At 63.6% G+C, this 17,645-nt stretch carries 24 protein-coding genes and 1 tRNA gene; 11 read left to right on the forward strand and 14 right to left on the reverse strand.

Going from position 1 to position 17,645, the window contains the following annotated elements; all coding sequences use genetic code 11:
- Nucleotides 1–562: 562 nt before the first annotated feature.
- Together ACLBYB_RS23415 and ACLBYB_RS23420 are read left to right on the forward strand one after the other, a co-directional pair.
- Entirely contained in the window at nucleotides 563–1,354 is a 792-nt protein-coding gene (locus ACLBYB_RS23415; RefSeq protein ID WP_447700206.1) for a hypothetical protein, read from the forward strand.
- A 167-nt stretch (nucleotides 1,355–1,521) separates the two neighbouring features.
- Nucleotides 1,522–2,088, forward strand: coding sequence for a hypothetical protein (locus ACLBYB_RS23420; protein ID WP_447700207.1), 567 nt, complete (start codon nucleotides 1,522–1,524; stop codon nucleotides 2,086–2,088).
- Between the two features lie 85 nt (nucleotides 2,089–2,173).
- Here ACLBYB_RS23420 and ACLBYB_RS23425 read toward each other — a convergent pair whose 3' ends face one another.
- The 4 genes from ACLBYB_RS23425 to ACLBYB_RS23440 all read right to left on the reverse strand — a co-directional run bounded on the left by ACLBYB_RS23425 (nucleotide 2,174) and on the right by ACLBYB_RS23440 (nucleotide 6,994).
- Nucleotides 2,174–3,685 carry a trypsin-like peptidase domain-containing protein gene (locus tag ACLBYB_RS23425; RefSeq protein ID WP_447700208.1) on the reverse strand — a complete coding sequence of 504 codons (1,512 nt, stop codon included), beginning with the start codon at nucleotides 3,683–3,685 and terminating at the stop codon, nucleotides 2,174–2,176.
- A gap of 108 nt (nucleotides 3,686–3,793) precedes the next feature.
- Nucleotides 3,794–6,283 carry a hypothetical protein gene (locus tag ACLBYB_RS23430; protein ID WP_447700209.1) on the reverse strand — a complete coding sequence of 830 codons (2,490 nt, stop codon included), beginning with the start codon at nucleotides 6,281–6,283 and terminating at the stop codon, nucleotides 3,794–3,796.
- On the reverse strand, nucleotides 6,273–6,407 hold the full coding sequence (locus ACLBYB_RS23435; RefSeq protein WP_447700210.1) for a hypothetical protein: 135 nt from the start codon (nucleotides 6,405–6,407) through the stop codon (nucleotides 6,273–6,275). The genes ACLBYB_RS23430 and ACLBYB_RS23435 overlap by 11 nt, the downstream gene beginning before the upstream one ends.
- On the reverse strand, nucleotides 6,404–6,994 hold the full coding sequence (locus tag ACLBYB_RS23440; protein WP_447700211.1) for a hypothetical protein: 591 nt from the start codon (nucleotides 6,992–6,994) through the stop codon (nucleotides 6,404–6,406). Before ACLBYB_RS23440 ends, ACLBYB_RS23435 begins: the two co-directional genes overlap by 4 nt.
- 242 nt (nucleotides 6,995–7,236) lie before the next feature.
- Here ACLBYB_RS23440 and ACLBYB_RS23445 point away from each other — a divergent pair, with 242 nt between their 5' ends.
- Nucleotides 7,237–7,524, forward strand: coding sequence for a hypothetical protein (locus ACLBYB_RS23445; RefSeq protein WP_447700212.1), 288 nt, complete (start codon nucleotides 7,237–7,239; stop codon nucleotides 7,522–7,524).
- 9 nt (nucleotides 7,525–7,533) lie between these two features.
- Here the strand turns inward: ACLBYB_RS23445 and ACLBYB_RS23450 are convergent, their stop codons facing one another.
- The 3 genes from ACLBYB_RS23450 to ACLBYB_RS23460 form a co-directional block, all read right to left on the reverse strand.
- The gene (locus tag ACLBYB_RS23450) at nucleotides 7,534–7,725 is read right to left on the reverse strand and encodes a hypothetical protein (RefSeq protein WP_447700213.1); all 192 of its coding nucleotides are present in this window, start codon (nucleotides 7,723–7,725) and stop codon (nucleotides 7,534–7,536) included.
- Nucleotides 7,726–7,849: 124 nt separating this feature from the next.
- Entirely contained in the window at nucleotides 7,850–8,116 is a 267-nt protein-coding gene (locus ACLBYB_RS23455) for a hypothetical protein (RefSeq protein WP_447700214.1), read from the reverse strand.
- Entirely contained in the window at nucleotides 8,103–8,771 is a 669-nt protein-coding gene (locus ACLBYB_RS23460) for a hypothetical protein (protein ID WP_447700215.1), read from the reverse strand. The genes ACLBYB_RS23455 and ACLBYB_RS23460 overlap by 14 nt, the downstream gene beginning before the upstream one ends.
- Nucleotides 8,772–9,271: 500 nt before the next feature.
- Between ACLBYB_RS23460 and ACLBYB_RS23465 the strand changes: the two genes are divergently transcribed.
- From ACLBYB_RS23465 to ACLBYB_RS23485, 5 genes are all read left to right on the forward strand, one after another.
- Entirely contained in the window at nucleotides 9,272–9,457 is a 186-nt protein-coding gene (locus ACLBYB_RS23465) for a hypothetical protein (RefSeq protein ID WP_447700216.1), read from the forward strand.
- The gene (locus ACLBYB_RS23470) at nucleotides 9,454–9,783 is read left to right on the forward strand and encodes a DUF6522 family protein (RefSeq protein ID WP_447700217.1); all 330 of its coding nucleotides are present in this window, start codon (nucleotides 9,454–9,456) and stop codon (nucleotides 9,781–9,783) included. The genes ACLBYB_RS23465 and ACLBYB_RS23470 overlap by 4 nt, the downstream gene beginning before the upstream one ends.
- Before the next feature lie 92 nt (nucleotides 9,784–9,875).
- Nucleotides 9,876–10,067, forward strand: a complete 192-nt coding sequence (locus ACLBYB_RS23475; RefSeq protein WP_447700218.1) for a hypothetical protein — start codon at nucleotides 9,876–9,878, stop codon at nucleotides 10,065–10,067.
- 227 nt (nucleotides 10,068–10,294) lie between these two features.
- Nucleotides 10,295–10,663 (forward strand): hypothetical protein, encoded by a 369-nt coding sequence (locus tag ACLBYB_RS23480; protein WP_447700219.1) that lies wholly within the window; start codon nucleotides 10,295–10,297, stop codon nucleotides 10,661–10,663.
- Nucleotides 10,664–10,761: 98 nt separating this feature from the next.
- The gene (locus tag ACLBYB_RS23485) at nucleotides 10,762–11,001 is read left to right on the forward strand and encodes a hypothetical protein (protein ID WP_447700220.1); all 240 of its coding nucleotides are present in this window, start codon (nucleotides 10,762–10,764) and stop codon (nucleotides 10,999–11,001) included.
- A gap of 63 nt (nucleotides 11,002–11,064) precedes the next feature.
- On the opposite strand, the gene ACLBYB_RS23490 is transcribed toward ACLBYB_RS23485, so the two are convergent.
- From ACLBYB_RS23490 to ACLBYB_RS23520, 7 genes are all read right to left on the reverse strand, one after another.
- A complete protein-coding gene (locus ACLBYB_RS23490) occupies nucleotides 11,065–12,216 on the reverse strand; it encodes an AAA family ATPase (RefSeq protein ID WP_447700221.1) in 1,152 nt (383 codons plus the stop codon).
- Nucleotides 12,216–12,449: a hypothetical protein gene (locus tag ACLBYB_RS23495; RefSeq protein ID WP_447700222.1), complete on the reverse strand. Its 234-nt coding sequence runs from the start codon at nucleotides 12,447–12,449 to the stop codon at nucleotides 12,216–12,218. The genes ACLBYB_RS23490 and ACLBYB_RS23495 overlap by 1 nt, the downstream gene beginning before the upstream one ends.
- Nucleotides 12,446–12,877, reverse strand: a complete 432-nt coding sequence (locus ACLBYB_RS23500) for a hypothetical protein (protein ID WP_447700223.1) — start codon at nucleotides 12,875–12,877, stop codon at nucleotides 12,446–12,448. Before ACLBYB_RS23500 ends, ACLBYB_RS23495 begins: the two co-directional genes overlap by 4 nt.
- On the reverse strand, nucleotides 12,874–13,080 hold the full coding sequence (locus ACLBYB_RS23505) for a hypothetical protein (RefSeq protein WP_447700224.1): 207 nt from the start codon (nucleotides 13,078–13,080) through the stop codon (nucleotides 12,874–12,876). Before ACLBYB_RS23505 ends, ACLBYB_RS23500 begins: the two co-directional genes overlap by 4 nt.
- A 3-nt stretch (nucleotides 13,081–13,083) precedes the next feature.
- On the reverse strand, nucleotides 13,084–13,290 hold the full coding sequence (locus ACLBYB_RS23510) for a helix-turn-helix transcriptional regulator (protein WP_091928138.1): 207 nt from the start codon (nucleotides 13,288–13,290) through the stop codon (nucleotides 13,084–13,086).
- Nucleotides 13,291–13,419: 129 nt separating this feature from the next.
- Nucleotides 13,420–13,860 (reverse strand): hypothetical protein, encoded by a 441-nt coding sequence (locus ACLBYB_RS23515; RefSeq protein ID WP_447700225.1) that lies wholly within the window; start codon nucleotides 13,858–13,860, stop codon nucleotides 13,420–13,422.
- Nucleotides 13,857–15,062, reverse strand: a complete 1,206-nt coding sequence (locus ACLBYB_RS23520) for a tyrosine-type recombinase/integrase (protein WP_447700226.1) — start codon at nucleotides 15,060–15,062, stop codon at nucleotides 13,857–13,859. The genes ACLBYB_RS23515 and ACLBYB_RS23520 overlap by 4 nt, the downstream gene beginning before the upstream one ends.
- A 160-nt stretch (nucleotides 15,063–15,222) precedes the next feature.
- Between ACLBYB_RS23520 and ACLBYB_RS23525 the strand changes: the two genes are divergently transcribed.
- The 3 genes from ACLBYB_RS23525 to ACLBYB_RS23535 all read left to right on the forward strand — a co-directional run bounded on the left by ACLBYB_RS23525 (nucleotide 15,223) and on the right by ACLBYB_RS23535 (nucleotide 17,565).
- Nucleotides 15,223–15,292, forward strand: a tRNA-Thr gene (locus ACLBYB_RS23525).
- Between the two features lie 282 nt (nucleotides 15,293–15,574).
- Nucleotides 15,575–16,789, forward strand: a complete 1,215-nt coding sequence (locus ACLBYB_RS23530; RefSeq protein WP_447700227.1) for an ABC transporter substrate-binding protein — start codon at nucleotides 15,575–15,577, stop codon at nucleotides 16,787–16,789.
- 17 nt (nucleotides 16,790–16,806) lie between these two features.
- Nucleotides 16,807–17,565 carry an SDR family oxidoreductase gene (locus ACLBYB_RS23535; protein ID WP_447700228.1) on the forward strand — a complete coding sequence of 253 codons (759 nt, stop codon included), beginning with the start codon at nucleotides 16,807–16,809 and terminating at the stop codon, nucleotides 17,563–17,565.
- Nucleotides 17,566–17,645 lie beyond the last annotated feature (80 nt).

A 17,645-nucleotide genomic window follows, 5' to 3' on the forward strand; every position in this document is an offset into this window, starting at 1 on the left:
GATGCCGACGGTGGTGATCTCCATGGGGATGGCTCCTGCATCTGCGTGGCTGCTGCTTCGACAGCGACCACATCTTGGCACCGAGATGCCGTCAGTCGGAGCGGGAGCCATCCACCCCATCTGCTTTTGGGAAACGTCTTCGAAGACTGGAACGACTGGGTTGGGTCGGTAGGAGGCCGTCCGCTTTTCCGGCGAACCTGCTCCGAAGCAGCCATTCCGCTTACGGCCAGACCCGGTCATTCCACCGCTCGATCGCAGTCCAGAGAGCGGACGTTTGATCGGATGTGTGAGCACGCGGTCGTTCAGCTCCAACTGAAGTGGCACGAGCGCGCGGCCAGCAGAACCAAGGAGTATGGATGAAGGACCGGACGGGCTGCAGTCACCTTTGACCGTAAATGCCGGTGCCCCGTCTTGCAGCTCCCGCACAAAGTGCATAACCTGTGCGCGTCGACGTTCGTTAAACCGTTGCTGAAAATCGGTTTATTGGTTGCAGGTTCGAGTCCTGCCGGGCCCACCAAAATCTCCAATTGGGGACGTCAGAGGCACTGAAGGCGAGATAGCTATGGCCGAAGTGCCGGATCTTCGCGAACGCGCCCGCGATCACCTGCAGCGGGCGAACGAGCACCTTGCGTCGGGCGACGATGCCCAGCTTCGCTATGCCGCGCTGGAGCAGCGCATGTGCATAGAGTCGCTTGCCTATGATTTGCTGCAGCTGCACCGTTCTGAGGCTTCGTTCAGTCTGATGCGTCGCTGGCAGGCGGATCAGGTTTTAAAAGAGCTAAGCGAAATGGTCCGCGGTTTAACCGGTGACATGGAAGTGAAACTGGGCCTTGAAGGCCTTGACGAGATCGCGGCGACTGAACACCGCATGGATTTGCCGTGGGCTCGCAAAAATTACCAAAGCTTAGGAAGTTTTTTACATGCACCAACCATCCGCGCACTTGAGGCAGGTGAGGAGGCAATATACAAAAAAATCAAAGATAAATGTCAAAAAATACAATCACGGCTTGATCTAGTTCTTTCTTCCGAAATGTTCAATGTTAAAATAGATAGGAATTGTGATTGGGTCTGTGATTTTGACGGATGTACCTTCGTCATGGAACGTGACGTAGACTGGTTTGCCGCAAATAACGTCACGACTTGCCCTAGATGCGGCGCAGAGCATAATGTATTGCTGCGGGACGGCCGTGTGTGGCATCAAATCAGGGCAGGGAACTGGAATTGCAGAAGATGCGGCATGAGGAATGCTGCGGCAGCTCACCAGATCAAAGCTGGAGCAATTGTGGCCTGCAGCTTGTGTGATCAACGATATGAACTTCGCCAAGAAATACGTTTGCTCCCCATCAACGAGTAACCCTTAGGTTTTGACAATGCCAACACGGCGAGGCTCCGGAACCAGCTTAATCTACGAGGCTTGCCGCTCGCCCTCAAAGATCGGCTTCATTCAGCCCTGTCTCGACACAAGCGCCTTCGTCGCTATCGTGGCCGGCTTGCCGGAACAGACTGCCAAGAGAGGCTTCCTTGATACAGCCACCGCTTGATGAAGCAGAGAAGCTGAAGATGCGAGAGCAATTTCGCGACTTCGAAAGCGAAAAATTTCTGCTGGCAATGAAGGTATACGCTGATCAAAGCTACGGGTATAGTTTAAACGCGTACGAAAATGTCAAACAATACGGCCTTCAAAGCGTAAAGCATCTAACTCTGCTGAACGGGGGCGCCATAATTGCTCTTTTAAGTTTAGTCGGGGCATTAATCTCTAAATCCGACCAGAAATCTATTATGGTTGCGATCTCCTTTCTTCATTCTCTCGCTCCGGCATTGTTCTGTTTCGCCGGCGGGCTCGTCGCAAGCGGGTTGTTAGCCGCACTGATATGGCGGAATTGGCTAGCTATAGCAAATACTTACCAAAGCCCAAAACATTTAAGCGATCTCATATCAAAGGGAGAGTGCGATGTTCTTCCAGATACGGCACGAAAGGTCGCAACAATAACACATTTTTTAATTTACTTGTTTGGGTGGAGTAGTCTTGTGCTCTTTCTATTAGGGGCGTGGATCGTCTGCCGTGCCTTTGAGGTGCTGGGACTCTGAGACCTATTTCGCCTTCGTCATCTGCCACCCCTGGTTCTGCGCCGAGCCGCGGAGCAGGTTGACGTAGGAGACGGCTACCTAGCCCTCACTGGCAAGCCACTAGACCGCTGACGGCCTTAGCAGCATCTGCGAGATCCGCCGGGTCAAGCTTCTGTCCAGTGATCGAGCCCGGCGTGATCATCACCCCGTTGCTCTCCAGGAACGAGGCTAGGATTGCACCCTTGATGGCGAAGTTGATGTTCTGCGGGAAGTCGCCAGATGCGATCGCAACCTTCAGCACGTTCAGCTTCGATTGAACGACGCCCGCTACATTGCCAAAGTTGTCCAGAACAGGGCCGCCAGAATTGCCGGACTGAACGGGCGCAGAGATCTGGTAGAAGCGCGAGTCGTCGTTCACGCCCGCCAACGCAGTGACATTGCCGAGCGTGAAGTTGCCCGTGTTGGCGAGCATGTCGAGGTGAGGGTAACCGAACGTGGCGATGCCTTCGCCAAGCCGGGCGCCTAGCCGTAGAGGCGCGAACTTGTGGCCCTCCGCGCCGGTCACCTGGACTAGGGCCATGTCATTAGCCGCATCGGTTGCTTTGACGCTGGCCTTCCGGATCTGACCGTCTGGCGTCTTCACAACCACGTCCTTGCAGGTCTCGATGACATGGTTGTTCGTGATGAACCGGCCTTGTGCGTCGACGAAAAACCCGCTGCCCGTAGAGATTTTATCCTCGGGCCTAGACTGCGCGACTGGCGGTGGCGCAACGGGGCTTGGCGCAGGTGCAAGCGGCTTTGGCGTCGGGGGGATCACGGCAGGATCTGGCCGGCTCACCGGCACGACAGCAGGGGCCGCAGCGACGCTCGCTGGCGCCTCCTGTAGGAAGCCGGGCGGCTCTACAAAAGGTCGTCCGTTCATCACCGAGCCGAGCGACGCCGACATGAGTACAGCTATGCGCTCGCCGTTCACGACGCCGTTGGCGTTGTTCCAGAACGCCACGAAGCCGAGGATGCCTGACCCGTCCTGATGATAGCGAAGATATCTGTCCTCGCCTGTGGCCGAGGTGGCAGAAATGACGAACCATCCGTCCTTAATCACAGAGTAATGGACGAACGTGCCATCCATTTTCATTTTGTTTAGGGTGTCTGCGTAGACAAAATCAGCCGTGATGTCGGGGAAATAGTTATACAAAACGCGGAAGCGGCCCTGCGGCTCGCGGTAGGACAGACCATTCTTATTCGGATACTGCTGCAGCCCCATACCTTGCGGCATCCAGATTGGACGGCCGCGCACAGGGTGGCTAATCTGCCGGAAATTCCACATGTTGAACATGGGCCGTGCCGCCGCCAGCAACCTATCCGACGTCAGCTGATCGAGGCTGCCAGATGGGGCAAGACCGTTGGCGATCTGGAAATCGCGCGTGGCGTTGAAGATGTTAAGGGTGAAGCGTTCGGTTGGAACAGCGTTCTGATAACCTGCACCGATCAGCATGGTCTGAGCGATGACGCGTTCGCGCAGGTCGTACCGCGAGTTGAAGAAATCTTCCGCCGGATAGTAGGCGGGCGGCTTCGGCGCCGCGATGACCGGAGAGGCTGACAGAGCTAAAGCCAGCAAGACCGATCCGCACCGCATGTCAGCACCCGCACCCCTCAATCTGCGACCACATTCTCGCCACAAAATCTAAAGTTGCAACTGCTCAGTTTGCGGAGGCGTGCGGCGTGGTTACCCACGTTCCGCCGGAGCCATCGTCCGCCCCCGGCTCAGCACCACGTCCTTGAACAGGTTGCCGGAGGCCGAGGTCCGGACGTTCGTGTCTGGCCCCGGTCGCTGCACGACGACGCTGACGCTGCCGTTCGCCTCAACCTTCTGGCCACCCACGACACCGGCACGAGCGGCAGAGGCGTCGAGGCGGCCTTCGCCCTGCTGCATCGTCTCGAAGGCTTTCCTGGCCTTCTCCCGTGCTGCCCAGCCTTCACCATCGGCACCACCACGCAGACGGCTGGCGTCGTCCATAGTCAGCCCAGGCGCATCCTTCATGCTGTTGGGCTTGAGGATGCGGGGTGTGCCATTCGGCAGGAAGTCAGGGTCGTTCGATGAGATGCGGGGTCGCTCGCCGATCGGCGGGATGCTCGCAACCGGCGCTCGCTCACTGCGGGCGAGCGCGCCTCGAAGCGCCGGATTATAGTTCGACCAGTTGCGGATCCCGCCGTTCCGCAAGAGGTGGAGAGCCACGCGGGTCTGCTCTTCCAGGCTACCGGACATCGCGTTGGGCGCCGTGATCCCGAGGCCCGGAGCGATCCGGCGCCAGTTCGAGTTCAGCATCTGGTAGTAGCCCTGGGCGGTGTAGCCCTTGGCCTGCATGGGGTCGACGCCGAGGCGCTTACCCATGTAGTTCATCTGGTTCTTGCCGCCGCCCTCGTACTTCATGATGAGCCCGAGCGTGTTCCGCTCATCGGCCGTCATCGGAACCGAGTCGGGAATTGCCGGTGTTGAGCCCCGGCCGCCGCCGATCCCTGGCAGTCGCGAAGAGTCTCCGCCCATGCTGGTCGCCCGCCCGCCAGCGCCAGGCTTGTAGCCGAGGCCGGGGATCGTCCCGTCCGGAAGTATCGGCACGGTGTCGCCGCCCGTATAGCCCGGAACGCGCCGCATCAGGTATCGCCTGAAACTCTCGCGGGCGGCGTTGCGCTGAGCCTCGGGGATGGGGCCCGTTCCTCCAGGTCCGCCGTAGATCCTGGCGCCGCCGAGCGAGGCGGCCTGGATGCGGGCGCCCCCGAACAGCTCGTCGGCGTCTAGAGACGATTTCTGCGCGGTCGCATCTTTGCCGTTCTGCTGCTGCTTCAGCTGCTCGCTCAAGCCGTCAACCGACTTCCGCAACCGCTCGGTCGACTGCTCGTAGTCCTTCTGCCGTTGCTCAGGCGTCCGAGCCTTCAGGCGGCTCAACTCGGCCTCGGCGTCGGCCAGCTTCTTCTCTGCAACCTCCGGCGTGTCGAGCAGGCCCATGCGCTGCTGCGTCCGACCGATCAGGTGCTGAGATGCATCCCGCGACACGTCCCGCAGCTTGCGCAGCCTGTCGACGTTCTCTTGGGCATTGATCTCGTCGTCACCCAGCATCGGAGCGAGCCGGCGGGCGAGCGGGCCACTACCGCCGTCGAGGTGGCGCAGCGCTTCGGCCGGCTTGCCCTCGTTGAAGCTTTTGATTGCCGCAGCGATCTCCTTCACGCTCTCGGCCAGCGGCTTCACCAGCATCGTCGTGCTCGTGAGCATCTGCTCGGCGCTCTGGCCGGCGGCCTTCCAGTCGATCTTGCCCAGCTCGTCGCCGATGTCGTGCATGCCCTTCCGCACGCCGTCGATCAGATCCTTCCGCTTGCCGGAGGCGATGTCGTCGATCCACGTCGCGAACCGCTCGGCCGGCCCCATCAGCTCGGAAGCGATCGTCGTCCCGATCCGTGACATGGAGGAGCGCAGGTCGGCGAGCGCCCGCTCGTACCGCTCGGCGGACTCGACCATCTTCGGATCAAGTGGCCCGAGCTTTTCCGCAGCCTTGGCGTTCAGGTCCCGGATCGCGCCGAGGTGCCTATCCCCGAGCCGGCCCAGATCCATGTTGCCGAACAGCTTCTCAGCGAAGCGACCCCGATCCACCGCGTTGGGGATCTGCTCCATGAACTCCTCAGCCATCTTCAAGGCATCGTCGTTGTTCTTCGAGCCTTTAAGCTTGATGGCAAACTGAGCGACCACCTGGTTCTGCGATTGCAGGAAACCCATGGTCTCGCCGACGCCCCGGCGAATGTCTCTCATGTTCGTCGCAAAGCTTTTCGCCGCGGCAGCGGACGCATCGCTGGAGATGCCAAATTTGCCGCTTACTGACTGGAACACTCGAAGCTGATCGGCAGCCATCGAGGTCTCGCGGCCGAGCTGCCCGAGGCTCGACAAGCTGCTGCCCAAACTGTTCAGGGCGTTCACGACGCCGGCCACTGCCACGCCCGTGCCGAGGCTCGTGACGCCGATCGCGGCCAGGGCGGGGTTGAGAACGGTCTGGGCGGCCTGCCCGGCTGATCTGGCTGCACTCTCAACCTTACCCAAGCCCTTTGCGAGGTTCTCGCCGTGCGCGGCCCCCTGGCGGCTGGTGTCGAGCAGCTGGGCTCGGAGGGCCTTCAGCGGACCGGAGAACCGGTCGACAACCTCGGCCTGCATACGGAGCGTTTCATCGGCCATGGGCGGTCACCTTCTGCCACTGAGAGCCGTTCCATCGGAGCTTGATGCCGAACAACTCGCGGACCTCGCCGATGCGCGGCGGGTCGTTGGAGGGGATGGGCTGAGAAGTCAGCTGATCGGTCATGCGGCTGCTTTCGCGGGCTCGCGCCAGTAGGCCGTGCCGGTGAACCACGCATCGAGCGCATCGAGGTCGAGCGGCACGCCAGTGGCCTTGGCGAGCGCGGCCCAGTCCGCCTCCGCGAAGTCGAGGCCTAGGCTTTCCAGCGCTCCGTAGCCGTTGGCCGTATCTGGGTGACCATGCTGGGCCAGGAACCGGGCAGCGATGCCATCCGCCTCGACGGCAACGGCCTGGTCGAGCCCATAGGCCACCTCTAGCGGCGCGCCGAACTCCAGCGCCATCCGGGCGGCGAAGGGGCCGATCGCGCGGATCACCTCGGCGAGGCCGGTGTGCGCCAGCGCCAACGGATCGCGAGCTGGCGGTGCATCCAGAACTGGATCGGCCTTCGCCGGGAGCTTCTGAGCGCTTGGACCCTTGGCCTTGCCTCCGCGGTAGGTTTCCGCCCGGCCGCCGAGCAGCTGCTCCGACGCCTCGACGTTCACCAGCCCGTCGACCGTCAACACGATGCTGCCCTTGGCCTCCCAGCGGCCGACCGTCGAACGGTTCACACCGTGACGGCGGGCGAAGGCTGCTCTGGTTTCAGTCGTTGCCATGTTGCGTGTGCCTGTTGCACGTGACGTTGCGCGTTGCATGCTTTTGGCCGACCGCACCTAGACAGAAGCTTTGCTCGGGCGGGCCCTCGGGCCTGACCACCCCTGGGAAGGACCCTGGGAACTCGCATCAGGGCACCCTCCGTGCGGAGATCCCCGTTGGGTCCCACCGGCTCATGGGCCTCAGGGCGCTGCGGAGCGGCGCGTGCTAGACTGCTCTGACCGACGAACCGATGGAGGTTCCGATGGACATGAAGCAGTCGCTTGAGCTTGCGGTCCTTGTCATCGCGGCGATCGCGATAGTGGCCAGCTTCTTCAACATGCTGACGCGAGAGCGTCGCGTGCGGGTCGGCTACATCTACAACGGCAGCGGTAGTGGCGGAGAGGGGAGCTACGGCGGCTCGAACCCTTCGACAGACACTGGCTCGTCTTCCGGCGGTCATGGTGGTCATGGCTGCTCGGCTGGCGGCTTCTCCAGCGATGGGGGAAGCTGCGGCGGTGGAGACGGCGGTGGTGGTGGTGGCGGCGACTGACACCGTCATTCACCTCACCCCTGCCGATCGCCAGGCTGCGTCACGGGCTGCGACCTCCTCTGCGGTCTCGTGCAGCAGGTCAGGCCGGATCGGCGCCTGCTCCATGTTGCCGACGCCGTGAGCATCACCGTGATCGATGGGCGTGACTTCGATGACCGGCACGTCGGTCTCCACGGTGGTGTCGGGCTTGGTGCTGGCCATTGTCTGTGTCCGTGTGCTGCTCTTCGGCTTGAGAGGGGTTGGCCGCGCCAGCGGACAGCACACGCTGGCGCGACCGTCCCTCGACCCAGGAAACCGCATGCAACCTGGGGAGCTGGTGAAGGGGTTAGGCCACGCGTTTCCAGCGTGAGCCGTCCGCTGCATAGCGTTCGGAACCGACCGTGAAGGATGAGCCGGGGGTGTGCAGGTCGCGTCGGGTCTGCTCGACAGCGGACCGGGTCTGCGTGCCCTTGGCCTCGTCCTGGAGGTTCTGAGCCGACCAGGCTGCGATGCGTCCGGCCGAATTCAGCTTGCGCTCGGGGGTCGTCGGCTCAGGCTTGCGAAGTGTGCGACGGGCCCACGCGGCGCCGTCTTCGATCTCAGAGCGGGTCATGGATGATCCTGTAGGGAAGCGGGGCAGCGACCTCGCCCCAGATGAAGCCGGCGTCGTTGCCGAGGGCGGGCAGCTTGACGCGACTGGCGATTGAGCTGTGCGGCTGGTCAGCGCTGTCGTTCCAGCTGCAACGGGGCTCGCCGGGCGGGACCGGATCGGCGCCGTCGGGCAAGGCGAAGTTGGCAGCCTCGATCAGCGCGGCCCGCTCGCGGATCTTCTCCAGCACCGGAACCAGACGCTTCGCCTCGCTGACGTACTCCGTCGCCAATTTCTCGACCTCGGCGGAGGCCTTCATGGCCTTGCGATGCAGATCCTTGCGGCGCTTTTGCTCGGCCTCGTGAGCGGCCTTGGCCTCAGCCTCGGCAAGCACCGCAGCGGCGTGCTGCACCTCCAGCTGGTCCAGCCGGATCTTGGTGAGAGCAATACGGTGGTCGAGCGCAGCGACGTCGTCGGAGGTGCCGTTCAGCAGTACGTCGGACCGGCTGGCTTCCAAGGCCTCGCGCTCGACCTGGGCGGCGACGCGCTCAGCGGAAATCTGCGTCGAGCTAAGAGGCGCATCCAGCACCACCGGCTTCAGGTCAGGCCGACTGCGGCCGAGGCTGACGTACGACGCGACGTGCCGGTCCTGGCGAATGTTGGCGATCGGGAGGTTCAAGCTCACCTCCCTCAAGCTGCACGAGCGAGGGCGGGAGCGGCCGGCGGAGTGCGGGGGCCGTCGTCGGGACCGAGCCGAACACCGTGACGGGCGAGTTGCGCGCGAAGGCTCTGCCGCGTGAACTCGCTCATGGTCTGGCCGCGCTGGCGGGCCGCGGTCTCCACCGCTCGGGCGAGATCGGTCTCGACCTTCAGCCGGAGCAAGGCGTCTCGTCGGAGAGGATTGGTCATGATGTGGCTACGCCTCAATCACTGCGTAGCTAGAACGATGGATTACATGATGCGCCGCGGCAAGATGCTGCCGTAGCTATCTAAAATTCGCTCGCCGACGCTTTGTCGGCCTTAGTTATGGAGCGTGATACTTCGTTATATCCAATGCGGGATACTCATGCTAATTTGTCGCACCATTGAATTCTGTTTCCCATTTCTGGTCCGAAAGCTGCGCCGCGCAGTGAGCGGTGGGATAATTTCCGCAAGCTCAACCATTGGAAGGAATTCGTTATGAGCGCGCACATCTATCCAAACGTGAACACAAGCTCGGCAAGCGGAGCGGCTGCCAACAAGCCGACTCACCGGTGGGGGGAGAACGTCAACTCGGGCGATCAGCTTCCCAGCCCATACCTGCTCGGTATCGCACTCTCGGGCTCGGCGGTGGCGTGCCTGCTGATCCGGTTGATCATCGGGTGAACGCCACGGCCTGCCTCAAGCCTAGGCGCGCCATCGTCACTCGCTGCCTCGCAACCGCTGCCGAACTGATGAAGGGCTGCCCCATGAGGCTCACCTTCGGACATCAGGGCGATTGGATCGTCGATCCCCGCGAACTGGCGTTGTGTCTCGGCGTCAGTGCGACGGACTTGAAGCGCATGGAACGCCAAGGCCAGGTCGATGCGCGGATCAAGGCCGGCAGCAGCGAGGATGCGGGTCAGACGCTGGTGACTGTCCGCCTCCCCGACAGAGGTTGGCGCGGCACCTTCGACCGGAGCGGCGCACTTATCACCGAGGATTTCTGGTGACGCTATCGCGCCGGCAAATCGCACACTACTGATTGAGCGATGTACTTGCGGCCGAGCGGCCAGATCGGCATAGCTCGGCCATGACGTCTGACGTGCCACACCCCTACTCAGTCACCATTGAGCCTCTGAAGAAGCCGGAAGGCCATTTTGGTTGGGCGCTGCGCCGAAGCGGCAAGCTCATCGAGCGCTCGGACAGGGCCTTCACCACTGAGGACAAGGCTTTCGAGAACGCCTTGCGGGCGATCGAGAACGACACGAAGCCGAGTGGCGGCGGGCGGCGCTGACTTACCCTTCTCTCGGCTTTGGTTGGCTCGATGGGTGAAGCGGCACAGGATTGCGACCTTCGGCTGCCTGCCGGTTCGTAGACCGCACCGCGTCCGGCACAGGGCAGCGAACAATTCGCCCCTTTGCTCAACGATCGGCATGGCCCGCTCCTTGCACCCGCACACTCAGTATCCGCGTCACGAACACTGATCGGTTGCGTCATCTGTTGCCCGCTCAGGAGGCTCCGATGCCGTTTTTCTATCGAATGATCGCCAAAGCGTTCGATTTTGTTGTCGGCGGCGCTAATCATCGTCAGGGCGATTTGCCGCCCCAAGAAGAGGAATTCCCGATTTTCAAAAACAAACCTGATATCGGGAATGCTTGCTTTGATCGGGACTACGCGGGGGCCATCAGAATACTCAGAGATCGATTGGATCTCAAATTTCCTGATGGGCAGTACGCTCACCGGAGGTTGCGGATGAGTATTCCCCACAATCACGCCGAGGATCGTGCTCAAGCCGTCGACACGATGTCGACCGTCGTCGCGACAGCCCTGCGGAACGGCGCTAGCGTGAAAGAGGCGGCCGAAGCCGGCGCAGCGAGCGTGGGGATCTGAGGAAAGGCGATAGTCCTACCGGTCCGCCATCGCGACCCGTCGTCCGCTGCCCGATCGCATCCTGCTGCGTTGTCCCTTCCGAACCGCAGGAGATGCCCATGGCCTACGTGACGATCGAGAAGGATGGCGAGCCTTGGATGTTCTGCCATTCGACCCATGAAGGCGAAGTCGAAAAGCAAATCAGAGCCGCAAGCCTAGAGGCGCCTACCGCCACCTTCACGTCTCGACCTTCGACGCCGATCGAGAGCCAGCACTGTGCGGATGCCATGGATGCGCAGGGCGGCGTGGTCGAGGATCCATTCAAGTTCTTCGCCGTGCCGGTGGTCGACGACGCCTGAGGCGATTGTTGGAGGTGGGTCACCAAGCCCCCATAACATCGATAACATGGTAACAAGTCTGGCTCAGTCATCGTAGCCCTCCCCATCGTGAGAGCGCCGATAGACCCCCGGATTTGTTATCTTGTTATCGTTGTTACGGGGATATTGGCTGTTACCGATGTCGGCGCGGTCGGGATGGCGGTAGCGCCCGCGGCCGCACTTCTCGATCTCGCCGGCCTTGACCATCTTGAAGAGCAACTGCCGGATGTTGAGGTTCGGCATGCCGGTGGCGTCGGACAGATCGATCGGCGACATCGATGCGTCGGCTTCCAACAGCACGCTGAGGATCGTGCTACGCTCGTCCGTCCGGCGGACGTCTGTGGCTTCACCTTGAATGAGCCAGCGGCAGGACTCCTTGTCGAAGATGACTGCGCTCTCGATCTCCTCAATGTCACGACCGCGGCCGTAGAGCGTCGCACCGTTGCTGTCCCGGTCGAGGATCAAGGCGGTGTCTGCGGCGCCGGAAAGGCCGAGCGTGCCGGACACCTTCTCGAATGGGTCGCTCTCGGCACCGGACTTCCGGGTGTGATGCACGACCACGATGGCAATGCCGTACTCGCCCGCGAGGCCCTGCAGCCCTTTGATGGCGGCATAGTCAGCCTCGTACAAGGACTCGCTGGAGCCTCGCACCGGCTTGAACATGGCCAGCACGTCCACGATGACGAGGCGCGGGTTAGCCTTGGACTTGATCCACTCGCGGATCCTGTCGAGGCCGCCCTCGTTGGCACGCGGCCACTCAGTCGCGTACTCGAAGGCGGCAGGCCATTCCTTCGCAAAGGCGCCGAGCACCTTGTCGATGCGACGCTGGAGCCGGCGCCGGTTGTCCTCCAAGGCGAGGTACAGCACGTCACCCTGCCTGCAGGCGATGCCGCCGAGGCAGTCGCTCCCGATCGCCACGGCGAGACCGCTCTCCAAAACAAGCCATGATTTGCCGAGCTTAGGCCGCCCCGCGAGGAGCGTGCAGCCCTCCGCGATGTACCCAGGCACGACGTACTGGATGGGCGGGAAAGTCATCCGGCGCAGGTCGGCCGCGTTCTCAATGCCCAAGTGCGGCGGCGGTGTTTGGGATTGGCGGCTACTCGCCTTCCGCGGCGTTTCGTAGGGGTCTGGGCCGGGCCAACCGTGATAGGCGTCCGACGGATCCGACTCTGGATGGTTGTATGCGCGCTCGGACATCAGGCGCCTCCGCGCAAACTGGTGGACTTGAGCAGCGCCGTCGCGTCCGCAGCGCTGGCGAGGGCGACGGCGGCTTGGCGCAGCGCGTACCGCAGACCGCGGGCGTCACCGATCGACGCCATCTCGGTGGCCATCCTGGCGTAGCTCTCGGCAATCGACGCGGCCTCGGCGACGGCGTCGAAGGTGTGAGCGGTCATTGCCGCCCGATCGGGATTTTGGATTGGCGCGTTCATGCCGCGCCTCCCTGATTTTGGAAGGCCTGTATCGCCCAAGTGAACCGATCCTCTGCCGCCGACAGGTGCGCGGTTAGCGCGTTCATCGCGGCGACACCGGCGCGAGCGTACTCGCGGTCGACGAGGTCGGGCGTCGTGGTGACGCCCCTCCCGACCTCCTGGGCCATGCCAATCAAGCCCTGAGCGACGAAGTGCGGCGCGAGTAGCAGCGGCTCGCCGTCGACCTCGACCGTGTGGCAGGCATCCTTCCGGTGCTTCAGCAGCGCGGCCTTCAGCAGGCGGCGCAGGTCGCGTGGCATTGCGAGGGCTGCCAGCAGCTCCTCGTGAGCATGCCAAGGCATGTCGGGGCCATCGGTCGGCCCGCGGAAGAAGCGGACCGTAATGGCGTTGATGGTAGCGGTGTGAATGGGGGAGGCGATCGCGATCATGCGCGGGCCCTCCAGCTGTCGACTGCGGGATAGGCCAACTCGGCGATCGTCGCCGCCACAGACGGCGTCAAGCCGAAGCGCTTGGCGAGCGTGGATGCTTGAAGAGCGAGGGGCTTCGCGGTATCTACGAGTTTGTCAGCCGCCACAGCAGACAATTCGAGACCCGTCATCGCCCCGCGCGATGCGCGGGTTTCTTGCTTCATGGCCTACGCGGCCTCCTTCACCGAAAGGCGAGCGTCGAAGCGGTCGAGTGTTTCCTCACTCCAGAGTCGCCGGCCATTCACGATCAGATCGGGCTTTGGGAAGTCGATCTTCCCATCATGGATCCAGCGCCACAGACCCATCTCAGAGATCCCGCCATAGCGACGGCGGACCTGGGTCGCGGTGCAGTAGAGCTTCTGTCGTTCGCTCATCTTCACACCTCCAAACGCGCGCGAACTCTCGCGCCGCAAAGCAAACATGCTCGCGGTCACCGCGGATTGCGAAGGATTTAAAATCGAATTTTATGGAGTAATAATCAGCTGATATGGAGAGAAATTCGGCTATTTTCTCTCCACGGCTGATCCGAAGCGCTTGCGGTAGGCTCGCTCTAGACGGCGGGCCTTATTCTCTTCCGCAAAGCTGCCCTTTGCGGAACTGGCGAATTTGCGAGCGATCGGCAGGATTTTTTTCGCTCCGGTTGAGAGTATTTCTCTATGCATTGCGGCGACCAGCGCTGCATCTTCTGGGTATTGCGCACCGGGAGGACGTCCCCGCGAACGCTTCTTAGGCTTCGATGGCTCAACGCCAGACTGACCACGTTGGCCTAGTTGCATTCTTTGTCTAATACTGAACTCTTTGAGATCTTCCCGCAATTTGCGGATATGCTCCGGCGGTGACTGCTGAAACGCCTCTAACTGCCGTCTAAGCTCCTGCATGCGCGGCGTTTGAGCAAACGCTCGCACCTGCTCGGCCAACGCCTTCATGTCGGGCTTGTCGCTCACCGAGCCTCCTTGCCGACGATCGCCTCGACATGCGCCGCCCACGCATTCAGCGCCGCCCGCTTCTCATCCGCAAAATGGTGGCGCTGATAGATCCCGGTCACACCCCCGAAAGAGCCGGACGTGTGGTTCAGGACCTTCTCAATCACCGGCAGATTAGCTCCGAGCCGCGCCATGCCCGAAGCAGCGGTGCGGCGCAGGTCGTGCAGCACCCATGGCGGCGCATCCGGTACGGCGTCGTCGAGGCGCTTCTTGATCTTGCTGAAGCCGGAAACTGGCGTCTCGCCCGTAGTGGTAAACACAAGTCCTCGGCTGCCCGCGATGCGGCGGACCCCGGTAAGCACCGTCACAGCCGCGTCGGAAAGCGGCACGTCGTGCGCGATCCCGTTCTTCGCCCGCTCCTTCGGGATCGTCCACAGCCGCGCATCGAGGTCGACCTCGCGCCACGTCATCTGGCCCACCTCATCGCGGCGCTGGGCGGTGAGCGCCAACAGCTTGATCAGCGCGCCGAACGGCTCGTTGAGCCGATCGCAGGCCCGCAGGATGGCTCGCAGCTCGTCGTCGGACAGGACGCGATCCCGGCTCTTCTCCGCCGTCGGCGCCTTCACCTCCGCGCAGGGATTTGCGACGATCACGCCGCGCTCGACCAACCAGCCGAACATGCGCCGTACTACCGCGAGGGTACGGTTAGCCGACACGGGCGCACCACGGTCGACGATGGCATCCATCAGCTCGACGACATCGCGCTTGGCGATCTCCTGCACACGGCGAGCACGCCAGAGCGGCAGGACATGGGTCGCGAGCAACCGCTCGCTCTCCCGCCAGGTCTGCTCCTTCGTGTTGGCCTTGGCATAGCGCTCAATGAACAGCGCGGCCGCAGCGTCGAACCGATCCCGTGCCGGTCCAGCTAATTCGCCAGCTAAGCGGCGCGCCTCGGCCTTGTCGGCAGCCGGGTCGCGACCCGACGCGACTGCCACGAGAGTGCGCCGAGCAATCTCACGAGCGTTCGCGAGATCGATGGCTGGGTAGCGACCGAGCGTGTGCTTCCGAGTCCGACCGCCGGCACGGTAGCGAACGGCCCAAGACTTCACGCCCGACGACTGGCAGATGAGATAGAGGCCGGGGATCAGCCCGTCCGGGACCTCGGCCCGGACCGGTCCGCCCTTCAAGGCCTCAATCCCTCTGACGGTGAGGGCCTTCGGCATGACCTCGCTCCGAAACCGCTGGCCTTCTGAGGGTATCACCAGGGTAACACCCAAGGCACGTTTGGCCCTGTTAGGCTCCGTGATTAACACTAGCCAACACTCCGGAAAAAACAAGCTTCTACAACGGCTTGCAAATGCCGCGCGCTGTGAGGCTGTGTTAGGCTGCGAGATGGTATTTCGTCGGTTTTGTAAACCGAAGGTCGGGGGTTCGATCCCCTCCGCCGGCACCACGACATTCGATCGCCGAGGCCGGGCCTCGCGCCCGTGGGGCGTGACCGTCGCCCGGCACAGCGCGCCGGCTGAGGCCGCTCCACCGCGCCGATCTCGATGTCGCGACGGGCCGGTCTCGGGCGGGCGTTCCGGCCCGATTCCGTCGGCACCGCCGCCGCGACACATCCGGCACCGGCCTGTCTCACCGCTCCCGGGTCCGGTCGCGGACCGCTGCTTGACGCTGGGATGCCAGCGTGCCCTCCTGGCCGAAAGACAGAAACTGCCGCGGAGGACGGTCTGCCATGGCGTCGATCCGGAGTTGCGTACTCTCGGTCGCGATCGGCTTCGCCGCGCTCGCCGGGCCGGCCGTTGCCGAGCCGATCCGCGTCAAGGTCGGCGTCCTCAACGACATGTCGGGCGTCTACGCCGATACCGGCGGCAAGGGCTCCGTCGTCGCCGCGCAGATGGCGGTCGAGGATTTCGCCAAGACCGAGCCGGGCGTGCAGGTCGAGATCGTCTCGGCCGACCACCAGAACAAACCCGATATCGGCGCCGCCGTCGCCCGCCAGTGGTACGACCGCGACGGCGTGGACGCGATCCTCGACGTGCCGACCTCCTCGGTTGCGCTGGCGGTGAGCCAGGTCACCCGCGAGAAGAACAAGGTCTTCATCGACTCGGGGGCCGGCACCACGGAGTTGACCGGCAAGCAGTGCTCGCCGAACACGATCCAGTGGACCTACGACACCTACGCCCTGGCGCACGGCACGGCCGGCGCCATGCTCAAGCGCGGCGGCGACACGTGGTATTTCCTCACCGCCGACTACGCCTTCGGGCTCTCCCTTCAGAACGAGGCGAAGGCCGTGATCGATACGGGCGGCGGGCGCGTATTGGGCGCCGCGCGGGTCCCGTTCCCCGCCACGGACTTCTCCTCGTTCCTGCTGCAGGCGCAGGCCTCGGGCGCGAAGGTTGTGGGTCTGGCCAACGCGGGCGGCGACACGGTCAACGCGGTCAAGCAGGCGCACGAGTTCGGGCTGACCGACGGCGGCCAGAAGCTCGCCGCCCTGCTGATCTACGCCGTCGACGTCCACGCGATCGGCCTGCAGACCGCGCAGGGCCTCGTGCTGACCGAGTCGTTCTACTGGGATCTCAACCCGGAGACCCGGGCCTTCTCGGAGCGCTTCTACCCGCGCAACGGCAACAGCATGCCGACGATGAACCACGCGGGCGTCTATGCCGGGCTCCTGCACTACCTGAAGGCCGTGGCGGCGACGAAGTCGACGGACCCGCAGAAGACCATGGCCTGGATGAAGGCCAACCCGACCGAGGACCCGCTGTTCGGCAAGGGTGTGGTCCGAGCGGACGGGCGCAAGATCCACCCGATGTACCTGTTCGAGGTGAAGGCGCCGTCCGAGTCGAAGGGCCCGTGGGACCTCTACAAGGTGCTGGAGACGATCCCCGCCGAGCAGGCCTTCCGCCCCCTCGCCGAGGGCGGCTGCCCGCTCGTCGCCAAGCCGTAGGGCGGGAGCCGAAGGCCATGATGCGCGCGCTCGAAGGGCAGGTCGCCTGGGTGACGGGGGCCGGATCCGGGATCGGGCAGGCGGCCGCCGTCGCGCTGGCGCGGGCCGGCATGCGGGTCGCGCTCACCGGACGAGGTCAGGAGGCCCTCGCGCGCACCGCGGAGATGGTCCGCGCGGCGGGCGGCGAGGCGCTGGTCGCCCCGGCCGACATGGGCGTGGCCGACGACGTGCAGCGCGCCTGGGAGGCGGTTCACGCCGCGTGGCGGCGCTGCGACCTGCTGGTGAACGCGGCGGGCCTCAACGTGCCGCGGCGCGGCTGGAGCGAGATCACGCCGGCCGGCATCGACGCCGTGGTCGGCGTCAATCTCAACGGCCCCTTCTACGCGGCGCGGGCAGTGCTGCCGACCATGCGGGCGCAGCGGAGCGGCCTGATCATCCACGTCTCCTCCTGGGCCGGCCGCTACGTCTCCAAGCTGACGGGACCGGCCTATTCCGCCGCCAAGCACGGGCTCGTGGCGCTCTCGGAGAGCCTGAACCAGGAGGAGTGCGGGCACGGCATCCGGTCCTGCTGCATCTGCCCCGGCGAGGTCGCGACGCCCCTCCTCGACAAGCGGCCAGTCCCGGTCACCGCGGAGGATCGCGGGCGCATGCTCCAGCCGGAGGATCTCGCCGAGACGATCCTGTTCGTCGCCCGCCTGCCGGCCTCCGTCTGCGTCAACGAGATCCTGATCAGCCCGACCTGGAACCGCGGCTATCTCGAGGGCGTGAAGCTCTGAGCGGGGCCTTCGCGGCGCGCCCGGCCCGGGGCGCGGTGCGCTCATCCCGCGTTCAGGCACGGAGGACGAGTGTCGCCACG

The organism is Methylobacterium sp. D54C (genome assembly GCF_053345595.1).